A 25,179-nucleotide genomic window follows, 5' to 3' on the forward strand; every position below is an offset into this window, starting at 1 on the left:
ATATCAGCGGAACGTACCGACAAAAAACCACAAGGCGATTGCGGCCAGCATCATTGCAAACCCATGCCGCACCAGACGTGTATAAGGACCGGTGATAAGCCAGCCATGGGCGCGGCCAGCGAGCAGGACAATGATGACGTGGATCGTTGTGGCAATAGCCACATAGGCGATCGATAGTTGTGCCGTCTGCATGGCTACCGTCCCGTTCGGGACAATATGCACTGGCAGTACAGCGATAAAAAACAACGCCGCTTTCGGATTGAGCAAATTGATGATCAGCCCGCGACGGAAATGCTTCGCCGCTGTACCGTTCTTGTGAAAAGCGGTCGGAGAGACCTCTCGTTGCGCGCCCCATGCCTCCCACGCCAACCACAGCAGAAAAGCCGCTCCGGCATAGCGCAACAGGTTGAATATCAACGGCGAAGCATGCGCCAGTTGTGCCAGCCCCAGTGCCGATGCGGCAGCAATCGTGGCCAGCCCCAGACCGATACCGGCGGTAGCCGCAAAACCTGCACGCCTGCCCTCGCTGGCGCTAAGCAAAGCCAGCCAGCCCATGTTCGGACCGGGCGTCAGTTCGACCAGCAGTACGACGAGCAGGAATGAGGGGAGCATTGGCGCGAGCATCGGGCTGCTTCTATCGGGATTGGCCGGTGGCGGGAAGTGGTTGGAAGGTTTTGCGAAGAATATTTAACAGTTTCAGCCTGTCGTGCCGGTGTTGGCTGGTATCGGCTCTACCACTGCCCTAACATCACCCAAATGAAACGAGTTCCCGAAAAGCTGACTCGGAATGCCCGAAACCTGAGGAAGAATGCCACTCCGGCCGAGCGGAGATTGTGGGATATTTTGTGCCGATATCGTCCGCGATTTACACGGCAACTACCAATACCTCCATATATTGTGGACTTCGCACATCGAAAGGCCAAAATTGTCATAGAACTGGACGGAAGCCAGCATTTGGACAGCAAGAAAAAGGATCTCGTTCGCACCGAATATCTGGTCAAACGTGGCTGGAAGGAGCTCAGATTCTGGAATAACGAGGTGATGGAGAACACTGAAGGCGTCGCTGAGCTAATATTGAATACAGTCTCCGAACGGCTTGGCGGTAAAAGACCTGAGGCCCTCCCACCTCGGAAACGAAAGCCCAAACCGGAATAGTAGTTCGACCCACCCCCAACCCCTCCCTGGCCAGGGAGGGGAGCAAGAGTGATCTGTTTTGCGTTACATGTCCCCCTCCCTGAAAGGGAGGGGCTAGGGGTGGGTGACGAGCGTCAGCGAGTTCACGCTTTAGCTTTCCGCAATTTCACCTACCGCGACATAATTCGATAGGACCTATTGATCAGCTCAGCCCAATTCCAAATCTATCAATAAACCCGCTTCTTCGGCTCCACATAGGTCGCTTCGTCGGTCAGCGTATAATCATGCACCGGACGGTAGCTGATTTCGCTCTTGCCGCCCTTGCCGCCCCAGCCTTCGAAGGTGATGACGGTGTGCTTCATCCATTCCTTGTCGTTCCGGTCTTCATAATCCTCGTGCATATGCGCGCCGCGGCTTTCCTTGCGGTTGGCAGCAGCCTTGATCGTGACCATCGCCTGGCTCATCAGATTGTCGAGTTCGAGCGTCTCGATCAGATCGGTGTTCCAGATCAGCGAGCGGTCTGTCACGCCGACATCGGCGAGTTTCGCATTGACCTTGTCCATCGCGGCAACGCCCTCTTCGAGCAGCTTGTTGTCGCGAAACACGGCGGCGTGTGCCTGCATCGTCTTCTGCATTTCAAGACGCAGGTCGGCGGTCGGGATCGAGCCCTTGGCGTTGCGGAAATGGTCGAGACGCTGCAGCGCCAGATCGGCGCTATCCGCAGGCAATGGCCGGTGCGAGGCGTTCGGCACCAGCTTTTCCTTGAGCCGCAGACCGGTCGCGCGGCCGAAGACCACCAGATCGATCAGCGAGTTGGAACCCAGACGATTGGCGCCGTGCACCGAAACGCAGGCCGCTTCGCCAACGGAATAGAGGCCCGGGACGATCGCGTCCGGATCATCCGCCGTCGGATTGATCACTTCGCCATGATAGTTACAGGGTATGCCGCCCATATTATAATGGACCGTCGGCACAACCGGCAAAGCTTCGCGGGTCAGGTCGACGCCGGCAAAGATCTTGCCGGTTTCGGTAATTCCCGGCAGCCGTTCGGCCAGCACTTCGGGCGCAATATGGTCGAGATGGAGATAGATATGATCCTTCTCCGGCCCGACGCCGCGGCCTTCGCGGATTTCGGTCGCCATGCAGCGCGAGACAACATCGCGGCTGGCCAGATCCTTGGCGCTCGGCGCATAGCGTTCCATGAACCGCTCGCCTTCGCTGTTGGTCAGATAACCGCCCTCGCCGCGTGCGCCTTCGGTAATCAATACGCCCGCGCCGTAGATACCTGTCGGGTGAAACTGGACAAATTCCATGTCCTGCAAAGGCAGTCCGGCGCGCAGCACCATGCCGCCGCCGTCACCGGTGCAGGTATGGGCAGAGGTCGCGCTAAAATAGCAGCGGCCGGAACCGCCGGTCGCCAGAACGACGGCGTGGCTGCGGAACCGGTGGATCGAACCGTCTTCGAGGCACAGAGCGATCACGCCCCGGCACTCGCCGTCTTCCATGATCAGGTCGATGGCGAAATATTCGATGAAGAAATCCGCGTCATATTTCAGGCTCTGCTGATAGAGCGCGTGCAGCATGGCGTGGCCGGTACGGTCGGCCGCAGCGCAGGTGCGCTGGACCGGAGGCCCCTCGCCCATATTCTGCATATGGCCGCCGAACGGACGCTGGTAGATGGTACCGTCCTCGTTGCGCGAGAAAGGCACGCCGGCATGTTCCAGCTCGTAAACCGCCTGCGGCGCTTCGCGCACCAGATATTCGATCGCGTCCTGGTCGCCGAGCCAGTCGGAGCCCTTGACCGTGTCATACATATGCCACTGCCAGTGATCCGGCGTATTGTTGCCCAGCGATGCGGCAATACCGCCCTGCGCCGCAACCGTGTGCGAGCGAGTCGGGAAAACCTTGGTGATGCAGGCCGTTTTCAGGCCCGATTCCGCAGCGCCCATGGTGGCGCGCAGGCCGGAGCCGCCGGCACCGACAACCACGGTGTCATAGCTATGGTCGATAATCTTGTAAGCAGGCTGGGTGGATTGTTCAGTCATTATGCTACCACTCCGGTAAAGGCTATTTTCGCAACCGAGAAAATTCCCAGGGCCGCGCCGCCAATGGCGAAAAAGTTGAGCAGGACGATCAGGCCGAATTTGACGCCATGATCAGGAACATAATCCTCGATCAATACCTGCAGTCCGATGCGCAGATGCCAGAAGATGCTGACCAGCATCAGGATCATCGGCACCGCGACCAGTGGCGAGGACAGCCATTCGATCATCAAGCCATGTTCATATTGCGGCAGCCGGACGAGCGAGAAGACCAGCCACAGCACCAGCAGCAGATTGCTCACCGCTGTGACCCGCTGCACTATCCAGTGATGTGCGCCTTCTTGCGCCGATCCGAGGCCGCGTACCCGGCCGATATTGGTTCCTGAACCCATGTTCCGATTCCTAATCTAAAGAATATTCTTGGAAACGATGTAGAGCCACATCGCGCCGGTGGTGAGGATCGCGGCCAGAGGCACTGCGATGGACCACATTTTATTGGTCTGCAATTCATAGCCGGCGCCAGCGTCCAGAACGAAATGGCGCAGGCCGCTATACATATGCTCGAAAAAGGCAAAGCTCATGCCGACCAGAACGATATAGCCGACATAGCCCCAGTTGAACCAGCTGAGGAAATAGTCATAGCTCTCCGGACCGGCGGAAATGGCATAAAGCCACCAGACCAGCAATGGCACACCGACCAGCGCCATGCCGTCGCCGGTGACCCGATGAAGGATGGACACCAGCATATGCGGCCCCCATTTATACACCTGCAAATGCGGTGAAAGCGGTCTGTTCGATGCTGAACCTGATACGCCGGACATGGTCTTCCCCTGAACAATCCCTCCGGGTGAGACCGGAGTCTTTGAAATCGAACCATTCCCTTAGCGAAAAGCACGTATCATGCAAACCAGATGCACATGATTTAGACATTTTATTAGTGCAAATATATGCGATCGCCATGCAAAGCATGAAATCTGCATCATCCATGGACGCGCGAACCGAGTGGCTCTAATCAATCCGGCATGAGCAAGATAAAAACACATATATTGGTAACCGGAGCCAGCCGCGGCATCGGCAAGGCCATCGTCGAATCGCTGGATTCGGATAATGTCACGGCCGTTGGCCAGAGCACGACGGGCGAAAATGGCTTGATTGCCTCGGATTTTTCCAAAGACGGGGCGGCATCACAGCTTTGGGACCAGGCACTCGAAAGGCTCGACGGTCGCATCGACGTGCTGATCAACAACGCCGGCCTGTTTGAACCGAATCCGCTTGCCGCTGACGACTGGCTGGAAAGCTGGAACCGGACCATGACGATCAATCTGACCGCTTCGGCCGAATTGTGCCGCCTCGCCGTGCTGCATTTTCAGTCGCGCCATGAACCGGGCCGGATCATCAATATCGCCAGCCGCGCCGCCTATCGCGGCGACAGCCCCGACCACTGGCATTATGCAGCATCAAAAGCCGGCATGGTGGCGATGACCAAGACCATCGCCAGAGCCTATGCAAAGGACGAGATACTCGCCTTTGCCATCTGCCCCGGCTTCACCATGACCGGCATGGCCGAAGACTATCTGGCCAGCCGTGGCGGTGACAAGTTGCTCGCCGACATTCCGCTCGGCCGCGTCGCCCAGCCGGAGGAAATAGCCTCGATCGCCCGCTATTGCGCGCTCGATGCCCCGCCGAGCATGACCGGCGCCGTACTCGACGCCAATGGCGCGAGCTTCGTTCGATGATCGCCCGCGAACTTTTGGATACCGCCCCCATCCCCGGCGGCGACGAGCTCCGCCTGTTCCGCCGCGAACTCAAGGGTGCGGACGAATATTCGATCATGCTGGGACGGATCGAACTGATGAACAGCCGACTCAGCGGATCGGAACAGGCGCTGGCCACCCTTGCCTGCGAACGTCTGGCGGTGAAAAATCCGCGCCTGCTGATCGGCGGCTATGGCATGGGATTTACCCTGCGCGCCGCCCTGTCGGTCTTGCCGCCGCAGGCGCATGTCGAAGTGGCCGAACTGATCCCCGCCATCGTCCAATGGGCACGCGGGCCAATGGCGGACCTTTCGCAAAAATGTCTTGAAGACAGCCGCGTGACCATCACCATCGGCGACGTATGCGATGTCATCAACAAGGCAGACGGCGATTATGATGCGATTTTGCTCGATGTCGACAATGGTCCCGATGGCCTGACCCATGAAGCCAATGACCGGCTTTACAGTATGGCGGGTCTGGCCACAGCCAAGAAGGCGCTGCGCTCCAATGGCATATTGTCGGTCTGGTCGAGCGAAGGCGATACCAAATTCACCTCTCGCCTGCACAAGTCCGGCTTTGCCGTCGATGTCAAAACCGTCCCCGCGCGCAGCAATGGCAAAGGCGCAAAACACACGATCTGGCTCGCAACCAAAGGCTAGTGGCCAACATACCGATCAGAAACGGATATCGAGCTCCACGAAACTCCACAGCCCCGCGATCGCCAGCACAATGCTGCTTGCCAATAATGCCGCGACAGCAGACTTGCCATTTTCCCAGCCTGCGCTGACGCCGGCCACCCCTGCCTTGAACAGCATGTTGGCCAATACTGTCATCGCCAGCACAAAACCGGCAAGGTTGGACAATATCGTACCCGCCGGGAGACTCCCGAGAGTGATGATTGCGGCGTCGACGTCCAGCGATCCCACGATGAGAACCAGATAGGCTATCCCGCTGCTCCCGTACTTGGCCTCGGCCCAACGCGCCGCCAGCGACATCGCCGCGACGGTCAACGCAAAAAAGAAAGCCGGCAGCAAGCGTATCGGATTGCGCGTGACCACGGTCTTATCCGTCTTCGCAGCACCGCTCCGGCGCAGCAGCAGCAAACCGATGATCCCCGCCACCAGCGCCGCCGGTGTCAATATCATTGCCAGCGGAATGAATGCAAAGTCCGCCAATATGAAAGTCAGCAACAGCACCCGGATATACATTACCGACGAAGCCAGCGCGATACCGGCCGACAATGTGCGCCGGCTGCTGTCTTCGTTGCGCAGTCTCTGGGCAAGCGCTGCCGTCACTGCAGTCGAACTATAGGCACCGCCGATAACCGCGGTCACAACCGTACCGTGCGATTCACCAAATATCCGGTTGGCGACATAGCCGGCAAAGGACAGGCCCGTCACCAAGATGACGACAAACCATAATTGCTGCAGATTAAACGCATCATAAGGCCCGAAATCACGGTTCGGGAGAAAGGGCAGAACAGCCAGTGCGATCAGGGCAAAGCGGATCATCACATTGATATCGGTCGGACCCAGTTTGCGCATCAGCCCGTGCAGTTCCGACCGCATCGACAGCAAGCCGGTCACGATGGCCGCTCCGGCCATCGCCAGCGCCGGATAGCCGCTCCCCGCCAGAAGTCCGAGACAGAGCGTCAGCAGCGAGACCACGAAATTGGTAATACTGCGACCGTCTGGATCATGGATCGTCTTGAAATGACTGATCGACAACATGGTCACCACAGCCGCAAGCAAAATGGCGGCAATTATCAGGTTGAGACTTTGCGAGATCAGTGCGACCAGCCCGCCCAGTCCGGCGATCAGGCCAAATGTACGAATCCCGGCGACCCGCGCGCCCTTGTTTTCGTCGCGCATCGTCCATCCGCGCTCGACACCGATCAGCAAGCCTGCGGCCAGTGCGATCGCAAGGTCTCGGTAAATCAGCCACTCACCAGAGAATTCCGTCAGCATTGCCAGTATAACATCCCGTCATGCAACCCGGCTTACTGCCGAGCTTCAGCGCTCGCGTCGCGCAGTTCCTTGAATTCGGAACCGTCCTTCCATTCCGGCCATTGCCGGGAATAGGCGAGACTGTTGCCGATATCGAACATCACATTAATGTCCTGCAGCGCCCCGGTCAGGTCCCAATCGGCTGTCCAGGCATCGCAGGCAGCGTGATAGCAATTGCCGGTATAGTCATTGATCCACTTCTGACCCGCTGCCCTGCCGCCATCGACCAGATCAGACGCGCCAGCCAGACTCATCATTAGCAGCACCGGCACACCGCGCTTGGCGAGAGAGAAATGATCGGCGCGGAAAAACAGGCCGCGTTCGGGCAGGCTTTCTTCGGTCACCACCCGCCCCTGCAATTTGGCAAATTTGGCCAGATCATCTTCCAGCGTTCCCTGCCCCTTGCCGACCAAGATGACGTCCTTTGCCTTGCCGGCGGTTTGCAGGACATCGATCGCCAGATTGGCGACGGTTGTTTCCACCGGATAGATCGGATCCTGCGCATAGACTTCGGAACCCAGCAGTCCGCGTTCCTCTGCCGTCCATGCGGCGATAACGATCGTCCGGTCCGGCTGCGGCTTGGCTTTGAACTTCCGAGCTATCTCCATGATCCCGGCAATGCCGAGCGCGTCATCATTGGCCCCGGCTCGATAGATTTTGCCATCCTCGTCCGGCGGTCCCTCGCCATAGGCATCCCAATGGGCGCCATAGATGATCGTTTCTTCGGGCCGCGTTTTGCCGCTAATCTTGCCAAATATATTCTGGCTCTTCACCACTTCCTGGGTCACCGGATAAGCGGCAGCAAATTTTGCCCCGATAGCGACCGGTGTGAATTCCCGGGTCCGTGCGGCCATTCGCAATTTTGCGAGGTCCAGTCCCGCTTCATCGAACAATTTTTGCGCGGTGTCCCCACTGATCCATCCTTGCAATGCCAGGCTTGTCATGTCTCCCGCCGGCTTGGCGATGCCGTAATTCTCACCCTGCGGGCTTTCCACGACGCTCCAGCCATAGCCAGCGGCTTCGGTTTCATGAATGATCAGCGCCGCCACTGCGCCACGCCGCGAGGCTTCTTCGAACTTATAGGTCCAGCGTCCGTAATAGGTCATTGCCCGGCCACCAAATTTGCCAGCCACAGGCTCATCGGCTGTGGCAGCAAAATCAGGATCATTGACCAGAAAGACTGCAACTTTGCCCTTCAGGTCCACATTTTTGAAATCGTCCCATCCCCGTTCTGGCGCCGTTACGCCAAATCCGACAAACACCATTTCTGCGTTATCGACCACCGCCCTGTCCTTGGGCTGCAAGGTCGACACATAGATATCTTTGCCTGCATTTAGCGCTGTGCTTTTACCATTGCTGGAAAACGACAATGTTTCTGGCTTCCCAAGCGCTGTGTGCAACAGTGGCACCGGCTGCGTCCATGTACCGTCGACACCGCCGGGTTCGAGACCCAAAGCTTCGAACCGACTGATCAGATAACCGATGGTCCTGTCTTCGCCTGCGGTTCCCGGCGCACGGCCTTCAAACTGATCCAAAGTCAGGGTTCTGACCGTCCGGCTGATTTCATCGGCGCTTATATCTATTGCCTGATCAGCGGATTTCGCATGGGCTGGTGCGCCAACCATCAAGGCGGCGGCGGAAAGCAAGCTGGCGGTGCGACCTGAAAACAAAGCAAAACTCCTGCAAAATCGATATTCCGCTCGACATTAGCTTAACGACCTGCATTTGCACGAGAAGTTTTTTACGCTATCTTTTGCACAAATGCACGGGCTCCGCTAACGGCTCCCCATGCTTAATTTCAACAATATAACCGTGCGCCTCGGCGGCACCGTGATCCTCGATGGCGCAACCGCAGCCCTGCCCCCCGGCGCGCGCGTCGGCATGATCGGCCGTAATGGCGCTGGCAAGTCGACCCTGATGAAGGTCATCGCCGGAATGCTGGAGCCTGACGACGGCAGCGTCGACATGCCAAAGGACGCGCGGATGGGCTATATCGCCCAGGAAGCGCCAGCCGGACAGGATAGTCCGCTCGACACCGTGCTGGCCGCCGATACCGAACGCGCCGCCTTGCTGGAGGAAGCCGAAACGGCTTCCGACCCGCACCGGATTGGCGAGATCCACGAACGGCTGAACATGATCGAGGCGCATAGCGCTCCGGCGCGCGCTGCCAAGATCCTGATCGGACTTGGCTTTGACGAAGCGGCCCAACAGCAGCCAATGGACAGTTTTTCCGGCGGCTGGCGAATGCGTGTAGCATTGGCGGCGCTGCTCTTCTCGCAACCGGAAATGTTGCTGCTCGACGAGCCGTCAAACCATCTCGACCTAGAAGCGACCCTGTGGCTGGAAAATTTTCTGACCAGCTATCAGGCAACGATATTGGTGATCAGCCATGAGCGCGATCTGCTCAACAATGTGGTCGACCATATTCTGCATCTGCAGCACGGCACCACCACCCTCTATCCCGGCGGCTATGACGCGTTCGAGAAACAGCGGGCCGAGCGTCAGGCACAACTGGCATCATCCCGTGAAAAGCAGATCGCCCAGCGCGAGAAGCTGGAATCCTATGTGTCTCGCTGGGGTGCCAAGGCGCATAGTGCAAAACAGGCGCAGAGCCGGGTCAAGGCCCTCGCCCGCATGGAACCGATTGCCGCTGCCATAGATGATCCCTCGCTGACCTTCCATTTCCCGAGCCCGGCTGAACTGAAACCACCGCTGATCACGCTGGATGACGCGTCTGTCGGCTATGGCGACAATATCATTCTCTCCGGTCTCAACATGCGGCTTGATCCAGATGATCGGACCGCGCTGCTTGGCCGCAACGGCAACGGCAAGACCACGCTTGCACGATTGCTCGCCAGCCAGCTGGAACCGAAAAAAGGTTCGATCAACAAATCGGGCAAGCTGACCGTCGGCTATTTCACCCAATATCAGGTCGAGGAACTGGATACGTCCGACACGCCGCTGGAACATATGACCCGCCTGATGAAGGACGCCAAGCCGGGTGCCGTGCGCGCGCAGCTGGGTCGTTTCGGCTTTTCCGGCGACAAGGCGACGATATTGGTCGGCAAGCTTTCCGGTGGCGAACGCGCGCGTCTGGCGCTGGCGATGATCACTCGCGATGCGCCGCATCTGCTGATCCTCGATGAGCCAACGAACCATCTCGACGTCGACGCTCGTGAAGCCCTTGTGCACGCGCTCAACGAATATAGCGGCGCTGTCATCCTGGTCAGCCATGATCGCCATATGCTGGAACTGACCGCCGATCGTCTGGTGATGGTCGACAGCGGCAAGGCCGAGGAATTTTCGGGCACGCTCAAGGATTATACCGATTTCGTTCTCGGCAAGAACCAGCCGGGATCATCGGGCGGCAAAGCCAGCGGTGGCAATCGCAAGGAAGAACGCCGCGCTGCCGCCGAACGGCGCAAGCAGCAGACCGAATTGCGCAGGACCGTAACCGCCTCCGAAAAGGAAATGAAACTCCTCGGCGAGGAAGTCTCCGCCATTGACCGCGCAATGTTCGATCCGGCGAGCGCAGAACCGAAACACGCCGACCTGTCGATGACCGAGCTGATGAAGCTGCGCGCGGAAACCCAGGACAGGCTGGACAAGGCAGAAGCCCGCTGGATGGAAGCCAGCGACAAGCTCGAGCAGGAAAATGTAAATGCCTGATCGGTCGGTCCGTTGAACCAGACCTGGAAAGTCTCGATACCCTGCACCCGCGCAGAAGCGCGGATGCTTTCGGAAGACCAGATGTTCATCGCCTCCAGCGACTCGACGCCAACCATCGTCGCCAGCGAAACCGATCCCAAACATCCCGACGAATGGATGATCGACGTCTATTGCCAGAGCGAGCCGGATGCTGCGCTGATCGGAAATCTGCTGCAACTGTCGCCATCTGCGGCCGCCATTGCATTCCGGCCTGTCGTCGAACTGCTCGCCGATGAAGACTGGGTGACCCTCAGCCAGCAAGGCCTCGAACCTCTTCGCGCTGGTCGCTTCCACGTCCATACGTCGAGCGACGAGCCGACGGATGAACCCGGACTGACCAATATCTGCATTGATGCCGGACAGGCTTTTGGCACCGGCCATCATGAAACCACCAAGGGCTGCCTGCAAAGCCTCGACCGGCTCCGCCGCTCGGGCCACCGGTTTCGCAATATTGCCGATGTCGGCACCGGTACCGGCCTGCTGGCCTTTGCCGCCCATCATCTCTGGCCCCACGCCAAGATCATCGCCAGTGATATCGATCCCGTTGCGGTAACGGTTACGCATGATAACAGCGAGCTCAACGCGATTCCGCTGGGCAATGGCCGCAACCGGATCCGGCTGGTCCAGAGCAATGGCCTCGATCATCCTGCGCTCAATCAGCGCGCACCCTTTGACCTGATCATCGCCAATATATTGTCCGGCCCGCTCGTAGCGCTTGCCCCGCAAATCGCCGCCGCTTCAGGCGCCGGCACCGTGCTTCTACTCGCGGGATTGCTGAGCCGACAAAAAGCCGAAGTCATGCACGCCTATGTCCGGGAGGGGTTTCGCCTCAAGCACATGCAGCTGGACAATGAATGGCCGAGCCTCACTCTGGTCAAATCGAAAAAATATGGCTGGCCCCGCAAACCGCACCGCAGGAAATCACCGCTGGCCTCGGACTATTTCGGCGAATGCTAGGATAGTGCTCCACACATGATGCGGAGCTACGTCGACCCTTGATCGTCGCGCGGACCGGGCTCCCTATCCAGTATTGAGTACGACGCAATCAGACGACCGTAGCTTCCCCAGCCTGCGAGCGCGCATAATCCTGCGTCCCCTCGGTCAACAGCGCGTCCCCCTCCACAATCTCGGCAATCCTGATATCCGGCAGATCCGCAATCTTGTCATATAGCGGCTTGAAATCAGTCTCCACCGTCACCCGCAGCAGCTCGTCGAGACTCGGAATGACAAAATAATTCTGCTGATAATCGTCGATCCGATATTCCGTCCGCAACACCCGCTCGAGATCGAACATGATCCGGTTGGGACTGGGATTGTCGAGGGCGAAGACGCTCTCGCCATAGCTGGAGACAATACCCGCGCCATAGATGCGAAGGCCTTCCGCTTCCTGGATCAGACCAAATTCCACCGTATACCAGTAAAGCCGCGCCAGCTGTTTCAGCGTCCCGAATTTCAGCGCCCGCAGTCCGCCACGCCCGTAAGCCGCCATATAATCGCCGAATCTCTGGTCCGCGAGCATCGGCACATGGCCGAAGACATCGTGAAAAATATCCGGTTCCTGCAAATAGTCGAGCTGGTTCCGCCGCCGGATGAAATTGCCGGAGACGAAACGCCGGTTGGCGAGATGGTCAAAAAACACATCATCGGGCACCAGACCGGGCACCGCCACCACCTGCCAGCCCGTGGCATCCATCAAGATCCGGTTGAGCTCTTTGAAATCGGGAATACCCGGCTGCGACAGCTTCAATATATCGATACCGTCGAGAAACGCCTGCGCGGCCCTGCCCGGCAGCATTTGCTGCTGGCGTGCGAACAATATATCCCACGTCTCATGATCTTCGGCCGAATAGCTTTGCCAGTCCTGATCGATCGTCCAGTCGGCATTTGCGTGCGCTGGCGGCTTGTCATAGACATGGGTTTCGGTTTCGGGGGTGGTAAGCATGCCGCATCCTACAGCAGAAAAGGTTTCCATGGCAACAACGGCGCTCAAATGGTTGAAACGCAGTGTCATTGCGCTCGGCATGATCGTCGTCCTCTATCTGCTGGCGGCGCTCGCCGGTAGCCTGCTCCCCGTCAATCAGGACTGGCAAAACCCGGATGACGGCATCGAACTGTTCATCGAAACCAACGGCCTGCACAGCGGGATCATCATGCCGATCTGGAACGATGTCCATGACTGGACGCCGCTGGTCCGGCCCGAGCATCTCGCCGATCCTTCGTTTTACGGCAGCCATATCCTGGTCGGCTGGGGCCATGAAGGCGTCTATCGCAACACCCGGCAATGGACCGACCTGCGCGCGGACGACGCGATCAGCGCGATTGTCGGCAGCGACGATGTACTTGTCCACGTCTATCACCTGAAATATCCACAGGCTTATCCCTATTACCGCCGCCCCCTGAAAGTCAGCGAAGCACAATATCGGAAAATCGCGAAGGCCATCGAAGCGCGGTTCGCGCTCGACGATCAATATCGCTCCCAGCCATCACCCGGCTATGGCAAGGACGACCTGTTCTACCGGGCGAACGGCCATTATAATGCCTTCTACACCTGCAACAACTGGACCGGCGATGTCCTGCAACAGGCCGGCATTCGCACCGGGCGCTGGACTCCGTTTCAGGGTGGCGTGATGCGCTGGTTTCCGGAAAGCACGGAATGAAGCCTAGCCGGTGACAAATTCCTGCAGCGCCAGTCCATCCCGGATGGTGACAGATCCATATCCCGGTTCAATCAAGCCGGAGGACTGCAATTTGGTCATCGCCTTGCCCAGCGAGACCCGCGACACGCCGACCAGGTCCGCCAGATCCTGCTGAGTCGCCAAGACCTCCGCTCCGCCTTCCTGATCGCCGCACAGCTGGAGCAGCGCCTGCGCCAGCCTTTGCGGCACCGACAGGTTGCGGCTATATTCGATCAGATTGAAGGATTCCTGCACCGTCAGCGCCATGGTCTTGAGCAGCAATCGGGTCACCGCCGGATCGGATTCCATCAGGCTCTGCAGCTCGCTGTCGCCGATCCGGATCAATGTGCAGTCATTTCCGGCAATCGCATCCACGGTGCGCGGAAATTCGCCCATGAACGCCAGTTCGCCGAATGTGTCACCGGCGCTGAGCATCGCAAACAGGGTCAGGCGCCCGTCGATGCCATAGCGTCCGATTTGCACCGAGCCGCTGTTGATATACCAGAATTCCTTCGCGATATCGCCGCGCTGCTGGATGATCTGGCCCTTGCCGAAAACCCGCGCCTGTCCCCGCGCCAGCAAATCGCGGCGAACCGTCTCGGGCAGCGCCGTGACAAAGCCGGTCCCGGCCATGGGAGCAGATCCGTTCATGGAAAATCTCGAGAATGAAAACTTCTTTGCATTTACCCGTCATTAGATCCGCTAACAACGCTATGCAAGCAATCCTCTGGGAGAGACATCATGCGGCCCGAACTTTTGGCGATCACCGGAATTTTCCTCGTCTTCGGACTGCTGGAATTTTTTCGCACCCGGCTGTTCAGCAAAGCCGAACAGACCCGCGACGACGCGCTGGTCGAGATCATCGGCTCGTTCGTGCTGCTGGTGATCACCCAGCCCGGCATCATCCTCGCGGCCCAGTTCATCCTCGGCAGCCTGGCCCCGCAATGGCAGGGCGCGCTGGCCGGCATTCCCCTGATCGCCGCGATCGGGCTGTTTCTGGTCTTTGACGACATGATGCAATATTTCTGGCACCGGCTGTCGCACAGCGTGCCCTTTCTCTACAATCTGCACCGCTCTCACCATAATGCGCGCTATATGAGCGTCCGCTTGGTCTACCGGAACAATATCTTCTATTATCTCACCATGCCCAGCATCTGGTTTTCCGGCGCCCTGATCTATCTTGGCCTCGGCTGGGTCTATGTCTTCTATATCATCGTCAAGATGGCGGTGATCGTCGGCGCGCACAGCGATGTCGCGTGGGACGAGCCGCTCTACCGGATCAAATGGCTGTCGCCGGTGATGTGGCTGGTCGAGCGCACCATCTCGACGCCAGCCACCCACCATGCCCATCACGGCCGCCACAAGAGCGACGGCGTGACCCATTACAAGGGCAATTTCGGGAACCTGCTGTTCTTCTGGGATGTCCTGTTCGGCACCGCCCATATCACGCGCCGCTATCCGGACGGCTATGGCGTCGAAAATCTCGCACCAGCCACTTTGGGTCAGCAACTCGCCTGGCCGATCTTTCCGGAAAATAAGGAAGACGGTCATGGGGTGAAGGAACTGGCGGCGATCGAGGCGGCGGCCAGAACATAAAAGCTTGCAGAATGATGGTCGCCGCCGTCGCATAACGGCGATCAGTCTAATTTGACTCAACTGATGTATTACTGTATTTTTGAAATATGCGGTATTTAATTAAATCCCGATCTATAAGTCTGGCGATGCTTTTTACAGCGTCTGTTGTTGCAACCATAAATCCTGCAAAAGCCACGCAAGAAGTACAAAAATCAGTGTCTCAGGACAATGATATTATTGTCACCGGTCATAAAAAGAAAATGGCAGAATTTCAGAAATTGATCGCCGATCATTTCCGGGTTTCTGGTGGTGGCAGAAACAATGGGCAATATGCCCGTTTCGCTCAATCCGTTTGCCCTTCCGTTGCCGGCTTGGCTGAACGGCAAAGCAAGGCCATCGAAGAGCGAATTCGCCAAGTCGCCGAAATGGCTGAAATCAGGGTGGCAAAGGAAGATTGTCGTCCCAATTTGTTCGTAGCTATCGTGGAAGATGGCGGCTCCGAGATCCAGCTTTTGCGTAGCAAGAAAAGTCGCCTATTCGGATCACTCACCCACAGCGAAAGAGATAAGATCGAGCAAAATGGCGGACCGGTTTATAGCTGGAAAGCAACCGAAACGATGGGCAGCGACTCAAAGTACAATGCCGCCGGAGGCACTTTTACGTTTATGGGTGGCGATAATGGGCCAGGTGGAGGACCTGCTCTTGGTGGAGCACAGACCAATGGCCAAACGACGCACGTTAAGTCCAAAATTTCGAGATCGACGGTGGAAGGCATAGCTTATTCCTATTTATTGATTGATAGCAAGGCTTTGGAAGGTGTTTCCGCAGCGCAACTGGCTGACTATGCCGCCATGGTTTCTCTGATTGATATCGATGTAGGGGGCGAAACACAGGTGCCAGACGGGTCCATATTGTCGCTATTTGCGGAAATCGAGGACAAGTCATTGAGGCCCACGTCGCTGAGCGGCGGAGATTTGCTGCTTTTACGCGGATTATACAAGGTGCCAGCCAATGTGAAGGCATCGCTGCAACGCTCGGCGATGATCCACACGATGAGCGAAGGATTGAAAGACCCCGAGCGCATCAATCGGTGACTTGGCGTCGCTAACCGGCTTTACACCGCGTCCTTCACAATTTTGGTTCAGGCCACCTCGTCTATAACCTCTATACCTGGTTTCGGCGGCTGCATGACTTTCAACGATGTAAAAAAGTGATCGCCTCTACAGCAGGCCGAGATCTGCCCGACGGCACTGCAACGTTGCTCAGTCGATCGTTCTGTCACTGCAGCGCAGGGTCAGGCCATATTCCTCCAGCCAGTCCGCCTCGGTCGGCAGAAGATATTGCAATGCCTCGGGCAACAGGCCGTGCAGCGTATTCGCATGGACCAATTCTGTGCGCCGGTCGGCGAAACACAGGTTTGAACCGGCATGGCCGACAAAGCGAAGCACGCCCTGCTCGGTGTCCCCGCCTTCATCCGCCAGCGAGAGGAACAGCGGTGGTCGATCCCGATTTTCCATGCCAGCGAGACCGTATGACAGGCTCTGCTTGTTCCATTGCAGGCTTGGCGACAGGGCCGCATAGCCATCGAACAGGTCTGGTGCGACCGCCCAGGTTTCTGCAACAAAATGACCCGCCGCGCTCTCTCCTAAAAGAAAGGCCCGCCCGTCGTCGCGATACCGGTCTCTGACCAGCGGCAGGATAGACGCTGACAACCAGGCGCGAAAGGCCGCGCTCTCTCCCGCCGTGGGATAGCGCTCCTGCTCGTCGTTCGACGCCGTGGGCGGAAGCAATTCCCGCTGGCGATCAACGGTTTCAACGCCGACGAAGATGGCGGGCGAGCTGCGCCCCCACAGCTGGTTCCAGCGCTCCATACCCAGGCTGAGGAAAAAATCCTGCTTCAACCCGCCATCCAGCATGATGACGATAGGATAGGACCGGTCACCGCTATCATAGTCAGCGGGCAGCACAACATTGATCCGGCGTTCGGCCCCGTGGGTCGAGACGATATAGGAGGTTCCGATCGTCAGCGGCTCGGACGAGACCGTATCGCTGGGATGGGAAGGCGACAGGGCCAATAGCATTGACGCCAGAAATATTACCGGAAATTTCAATCGCTGTCCCTTTCATTCATGGCCGGGAATGATCTTTCGGACCATCTAGCCCGCCGCCGCGACAATTTCTGCCCAGGCAGCTTCATCGATAACCTCAATCCCCAATTCCGCCGCTTTCTTCGCCTTCGAACCAGCACCCGGTCCAGCCACAACCAGATCGGTTTTCGCGCTCACCGAACCGGAAGCCTTGGCGCCCAGCGCCTCGGCCTGCGCCTTGGCTTCGTCGCGGCTCATGGTTTCCAGTTTGCCGGTGAAGACCACCGTCTTGCCGGCCACCGCGCTGTCGCGGGTTTCGACGATATAGTCGGGCGGGGAAACCTCTTTCAGCAGGTCTTCCCAGACCGCGACATTATGCGGTTCGTGGAAGAAATCTGCCAGCGCCTGCGCCACCGTGGGGCCGACGCCGTCGATAGAGGTGATTTCCGCCCAGGCCGCATCACCGGCTTCCGTCCCGGCCATCGCGGGCCCAGCATCCCCGTTCGTGTCGAGCCCCGTCGAGACATCACCCTCCCCGTTCGTGTCGAGCGAAGTCGAGACACGTTCCGCGCCCTCCCCGTCTCTCGACTGCGCTCGAGACGAACGGTATTTCTCCGATTCTTGCGCGATCTCGGCAACCTCGCGCAACCGCTGCAAGGTCCGGAAATTCTTCAGCAAATCCTTCGCCGTCACCGTGCCAATATGTCTTATGCCCAGCCCGAACAGCAGCCTTGCCGCATCCGGCTGCCGCTTCTTTTCCACAGCCGCCAACAGATTATCCACAGACTTGTCCTGCCAGCCTTCACGGGCAAGTATTGCCTCGCGATGCTGGTGCAGGCGGAAAATATCGGCAGGGCTCTCGATAAAGCCGGCCTCGATAAATTCGGCAATGCTTTTCTCGCCCAACCCGTCGATATCTAGCGCCACGCGCGAGACAAAATGCACCAGGCGCTGGAACCGCTGGGCCGGGCAGATCAGGCCGCCGGTGCAACGGACATCGACCTCGCCTTCCTCGGCCACCGCTTCGCTGTCGCATATCGGGCAATGGTCGGGAAAATGATAAGCTTCGCGCTGTTCGTCGCGAGTCAGATTGTCGACCACCTGCGGGATCACATCCCCTGCCCGCTGGATCACCACCCGGTCACCCGGACGCACGCCGAGCCGTTCCACTTCATCGCGGTTATGCAAAGTCACATTGGAAACCACGACGCCGCCGACCGTCACCGGCTTCAGCCGCCCCACCGGGGTCAGCTTGCCGGTACGCCCGACCTGGATATCGATGCTCTCCAGCGTCGTCTGCGCCTGTTCCGCCGGGAATTTATGCGCAATCGCCCAGCGCGGCGCCTTGGCGACAAAGCCAAGCCGCTGCTGCCAGTCGAGCCGGTCAACCTTGTAGACCACGCCGTCAATATCATAAGGCATGTCCGCCCGCTCCGCCTCGATATGACGATAATGGGCAAGCATCGCATCCAGCGTTTCAAAGCGCTGCACCAGCGACGACACCGGCACGCCCCAGCTGGCGATGGCCGTCATGACGTCAAAAGCCGTCTCTCCCGGCAATTCGCTGTGCACGCCCCAACCGTGCGCCCAGAATTTCAGCTGTCGTCTGGCAGTAATATTCGCGTCCTTCTGCCGCAGCGAGCCGGCGGCAGCGTTGCGCGGATTGGCGAACTGGCGGATTTTCTCGGGATCGAACTCGACGCCCTTGGCCGCTGCATCGGCCCTGCCCTCGTCCATCAGCCGCTCGTTGAGACCGGCGAAGTCGGCTTTGGCCATATAGACTTCGCCGCGGATTTCGAACAGGTCGGGAATGGTATGGGAATTGCCGTTCGTGTCGAGCGAAGTCGAGACACCTGTTCCCGCCTCACCGTCTCTCGACTGCGCTCGAGACGAACGGAGTGATTGCGGTATATCCGAAATCATCCGCACATTGGCGGTAACATCCTCACCAACCTGCCCGTCCCCGCGCGTAGCCGCCAGAACCAGTTCGCCCTTTTCATAGCGCAGCGAACAGGACAGCCCGTCAATCTTGTCCTCGGCGGTCACCGCCACCGGCGCGCCCTCGTCGAGATTCAAGAACCGCCGCACCCGCGCCAGCCATTCGGCGATATCCTCGTCGGAAAAGCCGTTATCGAGGCTCATCATCCGTTGTTCGTGCTTGACCTTCGACAGAGGCGAAGCCGCCACCGCTGCGCCGACCAGCCTGTTGGGACTGTCATCGCGCACCAGATGCGGAAAAGCCTCTTCCAGTTCATTATTGCGCCGCACCAGCGCGTCATAATCCGCGTCGGAAATTTCCGGCGTGTCTTCGGCGTGGTAGAGCTTGTTATGATGCGCAATCTTGCGTGCCAGACGCATCAGTTCGTTGGCAGCATCGGCTTCGGAGAGGTTTTCTGGAGGAATAGCGCTCATAAAAAGCCCCTCCTCTTCAGAGGAGGGGTTGGGGTGGTGGCGATGTGTGAACATAGCTCGCGCAGCGACACGCGGCACCGAACCACCCCAACCCCTCCTTTAAAAAGGAGGGGCTGAAACAGGCTCGTTTGATCGCAACCAGCGTTATTAAGGCACTGGCTCACTTAAGCCCCTCCTCTTCAGAGGAGGGGTTTGGGGTGGTGGAGGCACCACGCCCACCCCACCGATCCGGAGTACCTTCCAATATGCGCAACAAATCCGTCAAAACCCCGTCCATATTCCCCATCACATCCAAATTTGTAAAACGCACCGTCCGATATCCCTTTTCGCGCAATTGCCCATCGCGCTTGCAGTCGGAATCGATATCATGCGTATCACCATCTAGCTCAACAATCAGCTTTTTAAGCGGGCAAAAGAAGTCGGCGACAAAATGGTCGATCACGGCCTGACGGCGGAATTTATGACCGCCCAGCTGCGAAGCGGAAAGTTGTCGCCAAAGCCGCTTTTCCGGTTCGGTCGGATTGCGCCGCATCTCCCTAGCACGGGCAAGAAGAATGGCACGGTTGGTCACTGTTCTAGCCCCTCCTCTTCAGAGGAGGGGTTGGGGTGGTGGCGATGTGCAAACATCGCTCCCGCAGCGACATGCGGCGAGAAACCACCCCAACCCCTCCTTTAAAAAGGAGGGGCTTGAGATGTGTCATCCCCGCAAACACTCAAACCCCCTCCAGCAACCGATCCGCCTGCGCTCTCGCCTCGTCCGTCACATCCGCCCCCGACAGCATCCGCGCAATCTCCTGCCGCCGGCCTTCATTGTCCAGCGCGCTGACATCGGTGCGCGATACGGTGCCGCTGAGCGACTTGTTGATCAGCATATGGGCAGCACCCTTCGAGGCGACCTGCGGGCTATGGGTCACGACGAGCAATTGTGCCCCGTTCGACAGCCGCGAAAGCCGGTCACCGATCGCCGATGCGACCGCTCCGCCGACGCCGCGGTCAACTTCGTCAAAAATGATTGTTTTCAGGCCATATTCTTCCGCCAGAGCGACCTTTAGAGCCAATATGAACCGCGAAAGCTCACCTCCTGACGCAATTTTGCCCAGGGGCGCCAACGGTGCACCGGGATTGGTCGAGATCAGAAACTCGATCCGGTCCATTCCGCTTTTATTCCAGAGCTCTTCGGGCAATTCTTCAAGCAAAGTCTCAAACTTTGCTGCATCCAGTTTGAGCGGCGCCAATTCTCCGGCCACCGCCTTGTCCAGCGCCTTGGCCGCCTTTGCCCGCTTCGCCCGCAGGGCTTCTGCCGCCGCAATGTAGGATTTCTCGGCACCAGCCAAAGATGCTTCCAGATCTTCCAATGTCCTGCCACCATCGCTGATTGCCGCGAGCCTGTTCTGCAGCTCATCCAGCAGTTCCGAAAGCTTGTCCGGCTCCACCCGATGCTTGCGCGCCAGGCCCCGCAGATCGAACAACCTGGTCTCCATATCGTCGAGTCGCTGCGGATCGAAACTCAGCGCATCAGCCGCTGCATTGAGCTTGTCCTCGGCTTCGCTGGCATCGATAATTGACCGATCAAGCGACTCCAGCGCGTCCTTGAGCAACGGATGATCTTCGGCGATCATATCAAGGCGGCGCGCCGCCGACCGGAGTGAAGCCAGCCCCCCGTTGGAGCCATCAAAGGCCGCACGAATCGCTTCCAGATCGCCGGTCAGCTTCTCGCCCTTCATCATCGTCGCCCGGTCCAGCGCCAATTCCTGTTCCTCACCCGGCTGCGGGGCAAATTTGGACAGTTCGGCAACGCTATGTTCGAGATATTCGCGGTCGTTTTCCGCCGCTTCCTGTTCCTGCTTTGCCTGCTCCAGCGCCGTTTTCGCGGCCTGCCATGCCTCGAATGCCGCACCAACAGCATTGCCTTCGACGCCGGCAAAAATGTCGAGCAAGGCCCGATGTCCCTTGGGATTGATCAGGCCGCGGTCGTCGTGCTGACCATGAATTTCAATCAGCTGCCCGCCTACCGTGCGGAGCAAGGTCGCAGAACAGGGCTGATCATTGATGAAGGCGCGACTGCCGCCATCCGCCTTCACCGATCGCTTGATGATCAGCGGTTCGCCCGTTTCTATCTCAATATCATTTTCGGCCAGCGTAGCGGCCAGCTTGCTGCCGGGTGCGGGGGGCTCGAAACTGGCAGTAACCTGCGCTTTTTCCGTGCCCTGGCGGACCAGTCCGCTGTCTGCACGGTTGCCCAGAGCCAGCCCGAGGCTGTCGAGCAATATCGACTTGCCGGCACCGGTTTCGCCGGTCAACACCGTGAGGCCCGACCCAAATTCCAGATCGAGCGCCTCAATCAGTACAATATCGCGGATGGAAAGGGACTGCAGCACAATACCCTCTTAAAACACGTTTACCTTTGCTGCAACGCATTGCAGCATATGTAGTCCTAAGTCGCCCCGTGCTTGTTGACGAGTTCATAAGCGCGCTCATACCATTTGGTACCGGGATAGTTAGCGCCCAGGACAGCCGCAGTTTTCTTCGCTTCTACCGGAACACCCAAAGCGAGATAGGATTCGGTCAGCCGCATCAGGGCTTCGGCCGTATGGGTGGTGGACTGATATTTCTCGATCACTGTCCGGAAGCGAATGGTGGCCGCTAGCCACTTGCCGCGACGCTGGTAAAAACGCCCGATTTCCATTTCCTTGCCAGCCAGATGGTCATTGACCAGATCTATTTTCAGTTGGGCATCGGCGGCATAGCGCGAATTGGGATAGCGGCGGGAAATTTCACCGAGCGAAGCCAAGGCTTGTTCGGTGATCTTCTGGTCGCGGGTTACATCGCTGATCTGCTCATAATAGCAGAGCGCGATCAGATAATAGGCATAAGGCGCGTCCTTGTTACCCGGATGGATCGACAGGAACCGCCGGGATGATTCTATCGCCTTGTTATAATCGCCAGCCAGATAATAGCTGAACGCGCTCATCTGCTGCGCGCGGCGAGCCCAGGGAGAATAAGGATGCTGGCGCTCGACTTCGTCGAACAGCGCCGCAGCAATCTTGTACTGGCCGCGATCAAGCCGTTCTTTCGCGGCATTGTACAGCGTGTCGACATCGCGCGCGACATATCTTGTATCGGAACCGCGCCCACTGCTACCGCCGCCAAGCAGTGCACAACCGGAAAGCAACGTAGCGGAGAGCCCTATAACGGCCCATTTCATAATGTGTTTTGTCATATGGCAAACCTCTTAACCGCTTGTTTTCATCCAGCCAAGAATAAAGCAAAAAAAGCCGCTGGAACAGATTAACACTCCCTGTTCGGTTGGAGCTTTACCAGACATTAATCCGGCGAATTTGCCGGAAATATTGCAGACAAAGAAAAGGGCCCGGATCGCTCCGGGCCCCTCGCTGTTTCATTTTGCGAAAATCTAGTCTTCGGTGATCGAAGCCGGCAATGGAATATCACCGCCGCCTTCATCCTTGGGACCATCATTGTTGCGGCCACGTCCGCCGCCGTCACGGCCACGTCCGCCACCGTCGCGTCCGCGACCACCGCCATCACGACGTGGTCCACGAGGCTTGTCACCGCGTGGTTCGCGAGCAGGACGGGTATCTTCCAGCTCTTCCCCGGTTTCCTGATCAACAACCCGCATCGAAAGGCGAACCTTGCCACGCTGATCGATTTCGAGAACCTTGACCTTGACTTCCTGGCCTTCGCTCAGTTCGTCAGAGACTTTCTCGACCCGCTCATTCTTGATTTCAGAAACGTGGACGAGACCGTCCTTGCCGCCCATGAAGTTCACGAATGCGCCAAAGTCGACGAGGTTCACGACCTTGCCGTCATAGACTTTGCCGACTTCGGCTTCTTCAACAATGCCCTTGATCCACGCAATTGCTGCATCAATCTGGGATTTGTCGGAAGAGGAAACCTTGATCAGGCCTTCGTCGTCGATATCGACCTTCGCGCCGGTTTCCGCAACGATTTCGCGGATCACCTTACCGCCAGTACCGATAACTTCGCGGATCTTCTCTTTGTTGATCTGCAAGGTTTCGATGCGCGGAGCATGTTCCGACATTTCGGTCCGGGTGCCGCTAAGGGCCTTGCTCATTTCACCGAGGATATGAGCGCGACCGCCACTGGCCTGTTCCAGAGCAGACTTCATGATTTCCTGCGTAATGCCAGCTACCTTGATGTCCATCTGCAAGGAAGTGATACCCTTTTCGGTACCCGCAACCTTGAAGTCCATGTCGCCAAGATGATCTTCGTCGCCGAGAATGTCGGAAAGAACCGCGAATTCCTCGCCTTCGAGGATCAGGCCCATCGCGATACCGGAAACCGGACGCGCCAGAGGCACACCAGCGTCCATCATTGCAAGCGAACCGCCACAAACGGTCGCCATCGAGGACGAACCGTTGGATTCGGTAATGTCCGAGAGAACACGGATCGTATATGGAAATTCTTCCACTGTCGGCAATACCGGGCGAAGCGCGCGGAAAGCGAGCTTGCCGTGGCCGGTTTCGCGGCGGCTGGTAAATCCGAAACGGCCAACTTCACCAACCGAATAGGGAGGGAAGTTATAGTGCAACATGAAGTTGGTGTAGCTCAGACCGTCGAGACCATCGATCATCTGCTCGGCATCTTTGGTGCCCAGAGTCGTGGTCACGATTGCCTGTGTTTCACCGCGGGTGAACAGAGCTGAACCGTGGGTCCGTGGCAGCAGGCCAACCATGGCTTCGATCGGGCGAACCTGATCGAGCTTGCGGCCATCGATACGGGTACCATCCTTGATGATCGCACCGCGAACGATTTCGGCTTCCAGCTTCTTGACCATCTTGCCGGCGGTCATCTGGGTCTGGCCGTCTGCATCGGCATATTTTTCTTTGGCTTTGTCGCGAACCGCATTCAGTGCGTTGCTACGCTCTGACTTGTCGGTCTTCTTGTAAGCCGCAGCAATATCTTTTCCGACCAGCTTGCGCAGTTCTTCCTTGATACCGCTATTGTCATCGCCAGCATCAAGCTTCCAGGGCTCTTTCGCAGCCTGTTCAGCCAGATCGATGATCAGACCGGCAACCTGCTTGGATGCGTCATGAGCGAATTGTACGGCGCCGAGCATGACTTCCTCGGAAAGCTCTTGTGCTTCCGATTCAACCATCATCACAGCGCCCATCGTTCCGGCCACAACCAGATCGAGTTCGCCTTCAGCAACTTCTTCCATGCTTGGGTTCAGCTGATATTCGCCTTCTTTGTAGCCAACGCGAGCCGCGCCGATCGGGCCCATGAAGGGAACGCCGGAGATGGTCAGCGCAGCAGAAGCTGCAACCATTGCCAAAATATCGGGTTCGTTGACGCCATCATAGCTCATCACCTGACAGATGACGTTGATTTCGTTGTAGAAACCTTCTGGGAACAGCGGACGGCAAGGACGGTCAATCAAACGCGACGTCAGCGTTTCTTTTTCCGTCGCGCGGCCTTCGCGCTTGAAGAAACCGCCCGGGATACGACCGGCGGCTGAGAATTTTTCCTGATAGTGAACGGTGAGCGGAAAGAAATCCTGCCCTTCGCGCACGGATTTAGCAGCGGTTACTGCGCACAGCACAACTGTTTCGCCGAGGGTCGCGAGTACCGCGCCATCAGCCTGACGGGCAATACGGCCCGTTTCGAGGGTGAGGGTCTGTCCGCCCCACTCCATTTCAACTTTCTTGATATCAAACATTCGTATTTTCCTTTGTCCCGCCTGCCCTATGCAGTGCGGGGGCTTTCTTGTGTCCAGCAATCCGGCTGAACAGCGGTTCGGGGCCATT

The 25,179-nt window shown here is 58.0% G+C and carries 22 protein-coding genes; 8 read left to right on the forward strand and 14 right to left on the reverse strand.

The features are described 5' to 3' along the window. Positions 1-3 precede the first annotated feature (3 nt). Positions 4-624 (reverse strand): LysE family translocator, encoded by a 621-nt coding sequence (locus tag AZE99_RS08905; protein ID WP_067200002.1) that lies wholly within the window; start codon positions 622-624, stop codon positions 4-6. Positions 625-756: 132 nt separating this feature from the next. Between AZE99_RS08905 and AZE99_RS08910 the strand changes: the two genes are divergently transcribed. Then, positions 757-1,155 (forward strand): endonuclease domain-containing protein, encoded by a 399-nt coding sequence (locus AZE99_RS08910; RefSeq protein WP_067200005.1) that lies wholly within the window; start codon positions 757-759, stop codon positions 1,153-1,155. 206 nt (positions 1,156-1,361) lie between these two features. On the opposite strand, the gene sdhA is transcribed toward AZE99_RS08910, so the two are convergent. Genes sdhA through sdhC form a run of 3 tightly spaced genes read right to left on the reverse strand, consistent with a single transcriptional unit; the run spans position 1,362 to position 3,997 of the window. Beyond that, positions 1,362-3,179 carry a succinate dehydrogenase flavoprotein subunit gene (sdhA, locus tag AZE99_RS08915; protein WP_067200007.1) on the reverse strand — a complete coding sequence of 606 codons (1,818 nt, stop codon included), beginning with the start codon at positions 3,177-3,179 and terminating at the stop codon, positions 1,362-1,364. Next, positions 3,179-3,568, reverse strand: a complete 390-nt coding sequence (sdhD, locus tag AZE99_RS08920; protein ID WP_067200009.1) for a succinate dehydrogenase, hydrophobic membrane anchor protein — start codon at positions 3,566-3,568, stop codon at positions 3,179-3,181. The genes sdhA and sdhD overlap by 1 nt, the downstream gene beginning before the upstream one ends. A gap of 15 nt (positions 3,569-3,583) precedes the next feature. Continuing rightward, positions 3,584-3,997, reverse strand: a complete 414-nt coding sequence (gene sdhC, locus AZE99_RS08925; protein WP_067200012.1) for a succinate dehydrogenase, cytochrome b556 subunit — start codon at positions 3,995-3,997, stop codon at positions 3,584-3,586. Between the two features lie 201 nt (positions 3,998-4,198). Between sdhC and AZE99_RS08930 the strand changes: the two genes are divergently transcribed. Together AZE99_RS08930 and AZE99_RS08935 are read left to right on the forward strand one after the other, a co-directional pair. Further along, entirely contained in the window at positions 4,199-4,912 is a 714-nt protein-coding gene (locus AZE99_RS08930; protein ID WP_067200014.1) for an SDR family NAD(P)-dependent oxidoreductase, read from the forward strand. Further along, the gene (locus tag AZE99_RS08935) at positions 4,909-5,589 is read left to right on the forward strand and encodes a spermidine synthase (protein WP_067200016.1); all 681 of its coding nucleotides are present in this window, start codon (positions 4,909-4,911) and stop codon (positions 5,587-5,589) included. Before AZE99_RS08930 ends, AZE99_RS08935 begins: the two co-directional genes overlap by 4 nt. A gap of 15 nt (positions 5,590-5,604) precedes the next feature. Here AZE99_RS08935 and AZE99_RS08940 read toward each other — a convergent pair whose 3' ends face one another. Together AZE99_RS08940 and AZE99_RS08945 are read right to left on the reverse strand one after the other, a co-directional pair. Beyond that, the gene (locus tag AZE99_RS08940; RefSeq protein WP_067200018.1) at positions 5,605-6,897 is read right to left on the reverse strand and encodes an MgtC/SapB family protein; all 1,293 of its coding nucleotides are present in this window, start codon (positions 6,895-6,897) and stop codon (positions 5,605-5,607) included. A 32-nt stretch (positions 6,898-6,929) separates the two neighbouring features. After that, positions 6,930-8,561 carry a M28 family metallopeptidase gene (locus AZE99_RS08945; RefSeq protein ID WP_067203480.1) on the reverse strand — a complete coding sequence of 544 codons (1,632 nt, stop codon included), beginning with the start codon at positions 8,559-8,561 and terminating at the stop codon, positions 6,930-6,932. A 163-nt stretch (positions 8,562-8,724) separates the two neighbouring features. On the opposite strand from AZE99_RS08945, the gene AZE99_RS08950 reads away from it, so the two are divergent. Next, positions 8,725-10,605 carry an ABC-F family ATP-binding cassette domain-containing protein gene (locus AZE99_RS08950; RefSeq protein WP_067200020.1) on the forward strand — a complete coding sequence of 627 codons (1,881 nt, stop codon included), beginning with the start codon at positions 8,725-8,727 and terminating at the stop codon, positions 10,603-10,605. 12 nt (positions 10,606-10,617) lie between these two features. Then, positions 10,618-11,601 carry a 50S ribosomal protein L11 methyltransferase gene (locus tag AZE99_RS08955; RefSeq protein WP_067200022.1) on the forward strand — a complete coding sequence of 328 codons (984 nt, stop codon included), beginning with the start codon at positions 10,618-10,620 and terminating at the stop codon, positions 11,599-11,601. Positions 11,602-11,689: 88 nt separating this feature from the next. Here the strand turns inward: AZE99_RS08955 and phhA are convergent, their stop codons facing one another. Continuing rightward, positions 11,690-12,586, reverse strand: coding sequence for a phenylalanine 4-monooxygenase (gene phhA, locus AZE99_RS08960; protein ID WP_067203483.1), 897 nt, complete (start codon positions 12,584-12,586; stop codon positions 11,690-11,692). Here phhA and AZE99_RS08965 point away from each other — a divergent pair. Continuing rightward, positions 12,585-13,301 carry a TIGR02117 family protein gene (locus tag AZE99_RS08965; protein WP_082788305.1) on the forward strand — a complete coding sequence of 239 codons (717 nt, stop codon included), beginning with the start codon at positions 12,585-12,587 and terminating at the stop codon, positions 13,299-13,301. The two genes, phhA and AZE99_RS08965, sit on opposite strands and share 2 nt — an antisense overlap. A 3-nt stretch (positions 13,302-13,304) precedes the next feature. On the opposite strand, the gene AZE99_RS08970 is transcribed toward AZE99_RS08965, so the two are convergent. After that, positions 13,305-13,970 (reverse strand): Crp/Fnr family transcriptional regulator, encoded by a 666-nt coding sequence (locus tag AZE99_RS08970; RefSeq protein ID WP_082788306.1) that lies wholly within the window; start codon positions 13,968-13,970, stop codon positions 13,305-13,307. A gap of 90 nt (positions 13,971-14,060) precedes the next feature. On the opposite strand from AZE99_RS08970, the gene AZE99_RS08975 reads away from it, so the two are divergent. Both AZE99_RS08975 and AZE99_RS08980 read left to right on the forward strand, forming a co-directional pair. Beyond that, entirely contained in the window at positions 14,061-14,915 is an 855-nt protein-coding gene (locus AZE99_RS08975; RefSeq protein ID WP_067200029.1) for a sterol desaturase family protein, read from the forward strand. A gap of 125 nt (positions 14,916-15,040) precedes the next feature. Beyond that, complete coding sequence (locus tag AZE99_RS08980) at positions 15,041-15,988, forward strand: hypothetical protein (protein WP_156472177.1); 948 nt, start codon at positions 15,041-15,043, stop codon at positions 15,986-15,988. Positions 15,989-16,156: 168 nt separating this feature from the next. Here AZE99_RS08980 and AZE99_RS08985 read toward each other — a convergent pair whose 3' ends face one another. From AZE99_RS08985 to pnp, 6 genes are all read right to left on the reverse strand, one after another. Continuing rightward, positions 16,157-17,005, reverse strand: coding sequence for an alpha/beta hydrolase (locus AZE99_RS08985; protein WP_231862576.1), 849 nt, complete (start codon positions 17,003-17,005; stop codon positions 16,157-16,159). 45 nt (positions 17,006-17,050) lie between these two features. Continuing rightward, a complete protein-coding gene (gene ligA, locus AZE99_RS08990) occupies positions 17,051-19,393 on the reverse strand; it encodes an NAD-dependent DNA ligase LigA (RefSeq protein WP_067200034.1) in 2,343 nt (780 codons plus the stop codon). 160 nt (positions 19,394-19,553) lie between these two features. Further along, positions 19,554-19,964, reverse strand: coding sequence for an endonuclease domain-containing protein (locus AZE99_RS08995; protein ID WP_231862577.1), 411 nt, complete (start codon positions 19,962-19,964; stop codon positions 19,554-19,556). Between the two features lie 142 nt (positions 19,965-20,106). Beyond that, positions 20,107-21,771 (reverse strand): DNA repair protein RecN, encoded by a 1,665-nt coding sequence (gene recN / locus AZE99_RS09000; protein ID WP_067200040.1) that lies wholly within the window; start codon positions 21,769-21,771, stop codon positions 20,107-20,109. A 56-nt stretch (positions 21,772-21,827) separates the two neighbouring features. Next, the gene (locus AZE99_RS09005; protein ID WP_067200043.1) at positions 21,828-22,613 is read right to left on the reverse strand and encodes an outer membrane protein assembly factor BamD; all 786 of its coding nucleotides are present in this window, start codon (positions 22,611-22,613) and stop codon (positions 21,828-21,830) included. 192 nt (positions 22,614-22,805) lie between these two features. After that, entirely contained in the window at positions 22,806-25,091 is a 2,286-nt protein-coding gene (gene pnp, locus AZE99_RS09010) for a polyribonucleotide nucleotidyltransferase (protein ID WP_067200046.1), read from the reverse strand. Positions 25,092-25,179: the final 88 nt, after the last annotated feature.

Origin of the sequence: Sphingorhabdus sp. M41 (assembly GCF_001586275.1) — a bacterium.
Taxonomy (GTDB): domain Bacteria; phylum Pseudomonadota; class Alphaproteobacteria; order Sphingomonadales; family Sphingomonadaceae; genus Parasphingorhabdus.

Excerpts from the sequence above, each read along its gene's own strand:
- AZE99_RS08980 (WP_156472177.1), top strand. The coding sequence starts at position 15,041 with ATGCTTTTTACAGCGTCTGTTGTTGCAACCATAAATCCTGCAAAAGCC.
- pnp (WP_067200046.1), bottom strand. The coding sequence starts at position 25,091 with ATGTTTGATATCAAGAAAGTTGAAATGGAGTGGGGCGGACAGACCCTC.
- AZE99_RS09005 (WP_067200043.1), bottom strand. The coding sequence starts at position 22,613 with ATGACAAAACACATTATGAAATGGGCCGTTATAGGGCTCTCCGCTACG.
- AZE99_RS08940 (WP_067200018.1), bottom strand. The coding sequence starts at position 6,897 with ATGCTGACGGAATTCTCTGGTGAGTGGCTGATTTACCGAGACCTTGCG.
- AZE99_RS08935 (WP_067200016.1), top strand. The coding sequence starts at position 4,909 with ATGATCGCCCGCGAACTTTTGGATACCGCCCCCATCCCCGGCGGCGAC.
- AZE99_RS08905 (WP_067200002.1), bottom strand. The coding sequence starts at position 624 with ATGCTCGCGCCAATGCTCCCCTCATTCCTGCTCGTCGTACTGCTGGTC.
- sdhA (WP_067200007.1), bottom strand. The coding sequence starts at position 3,179 with ATGACTGAACAATCCACCCAGCCTGCTTACAAGATTATCGACCATAGC.
- sdhD (WP_067200009.1), bottom strand. The coding sequence starts at position 3,568 with ATGGGTTCAGGAACCAATATCGGCCGGGTACGCGGCCTCGGATCGGCG.
- AZE99_RS08950 (WP_067200020.1), top strand. The coding sequence starts at position 8,725 with ATGCTTAATTTCAACAATATAACCGTGCGCCTCGGCGGCACCGTGATC.
- AZE99_RS08930 (WP_067200014.1), top strand. The coding sequence starts at position 4,199 with ATGAGCAAGATAAAAACACATATATTGGTAACCGGAGCCAGCCGCGGC.
- sdhC (WP_067200012.1), bottom strand. The coding sequence starts at position 3,997 with ATGTCCGGCGTATCAGGTTCAGCATCGAACAGACCGCTTTCACCGCAT.
- AZE99_RS08910 (WP_067200005.1), top strand. The coding sequence starts at position 757 with ATGAAACGAGTTCCCGAAAAGCTGACTCGGAATGCCCGAAACCTGAGG.
- phhA (WP_067203483.1), bottom strand. The coding sequence starts at position 12,586 with ATGCTTACCACCCCCGAAACCGAAACCCATGTCTATGACAAGCCGCCA.
- AZE99_RS08970 (WP_082788306.1), bottom strand. The coding sequence starts at position 13,970 with ATGAACGGATCTGCTCCCATGGCCGGGACCGGCTTTGTCACGGCGCTG.
- ligA (WP_067200034.1), bottom strand. The coding sequence starts at position 19,393 with ATGAGCGCTATTCCTCCAGAAAACCTCTCCGAAGCCGATGCTGCCAAC.
- AZE99_RS08945 (WP_067203480.1), bottom strand. The coding sequence starts at position 8,561 with ATGGTTGGCGCACCAGCCCATGCGAAATCCGCTGATCAGGCAATAGAT.
- AZE99_RS08975 (WP_067200029.1), top strand. The coding sequence starts at position 14,061 with ATGCGGCCCGAACTTTTGGCGATCACCGGAATTTTCCTCGTCTTCGGA.
- AZE99_RS08965 (WP_082788305.1), top strand. The coding sequence starts at position 12,585 with ATGCCGCATCCTACAGCAGAAAAGGTTTCCATGGCAACAACGGCGCTC.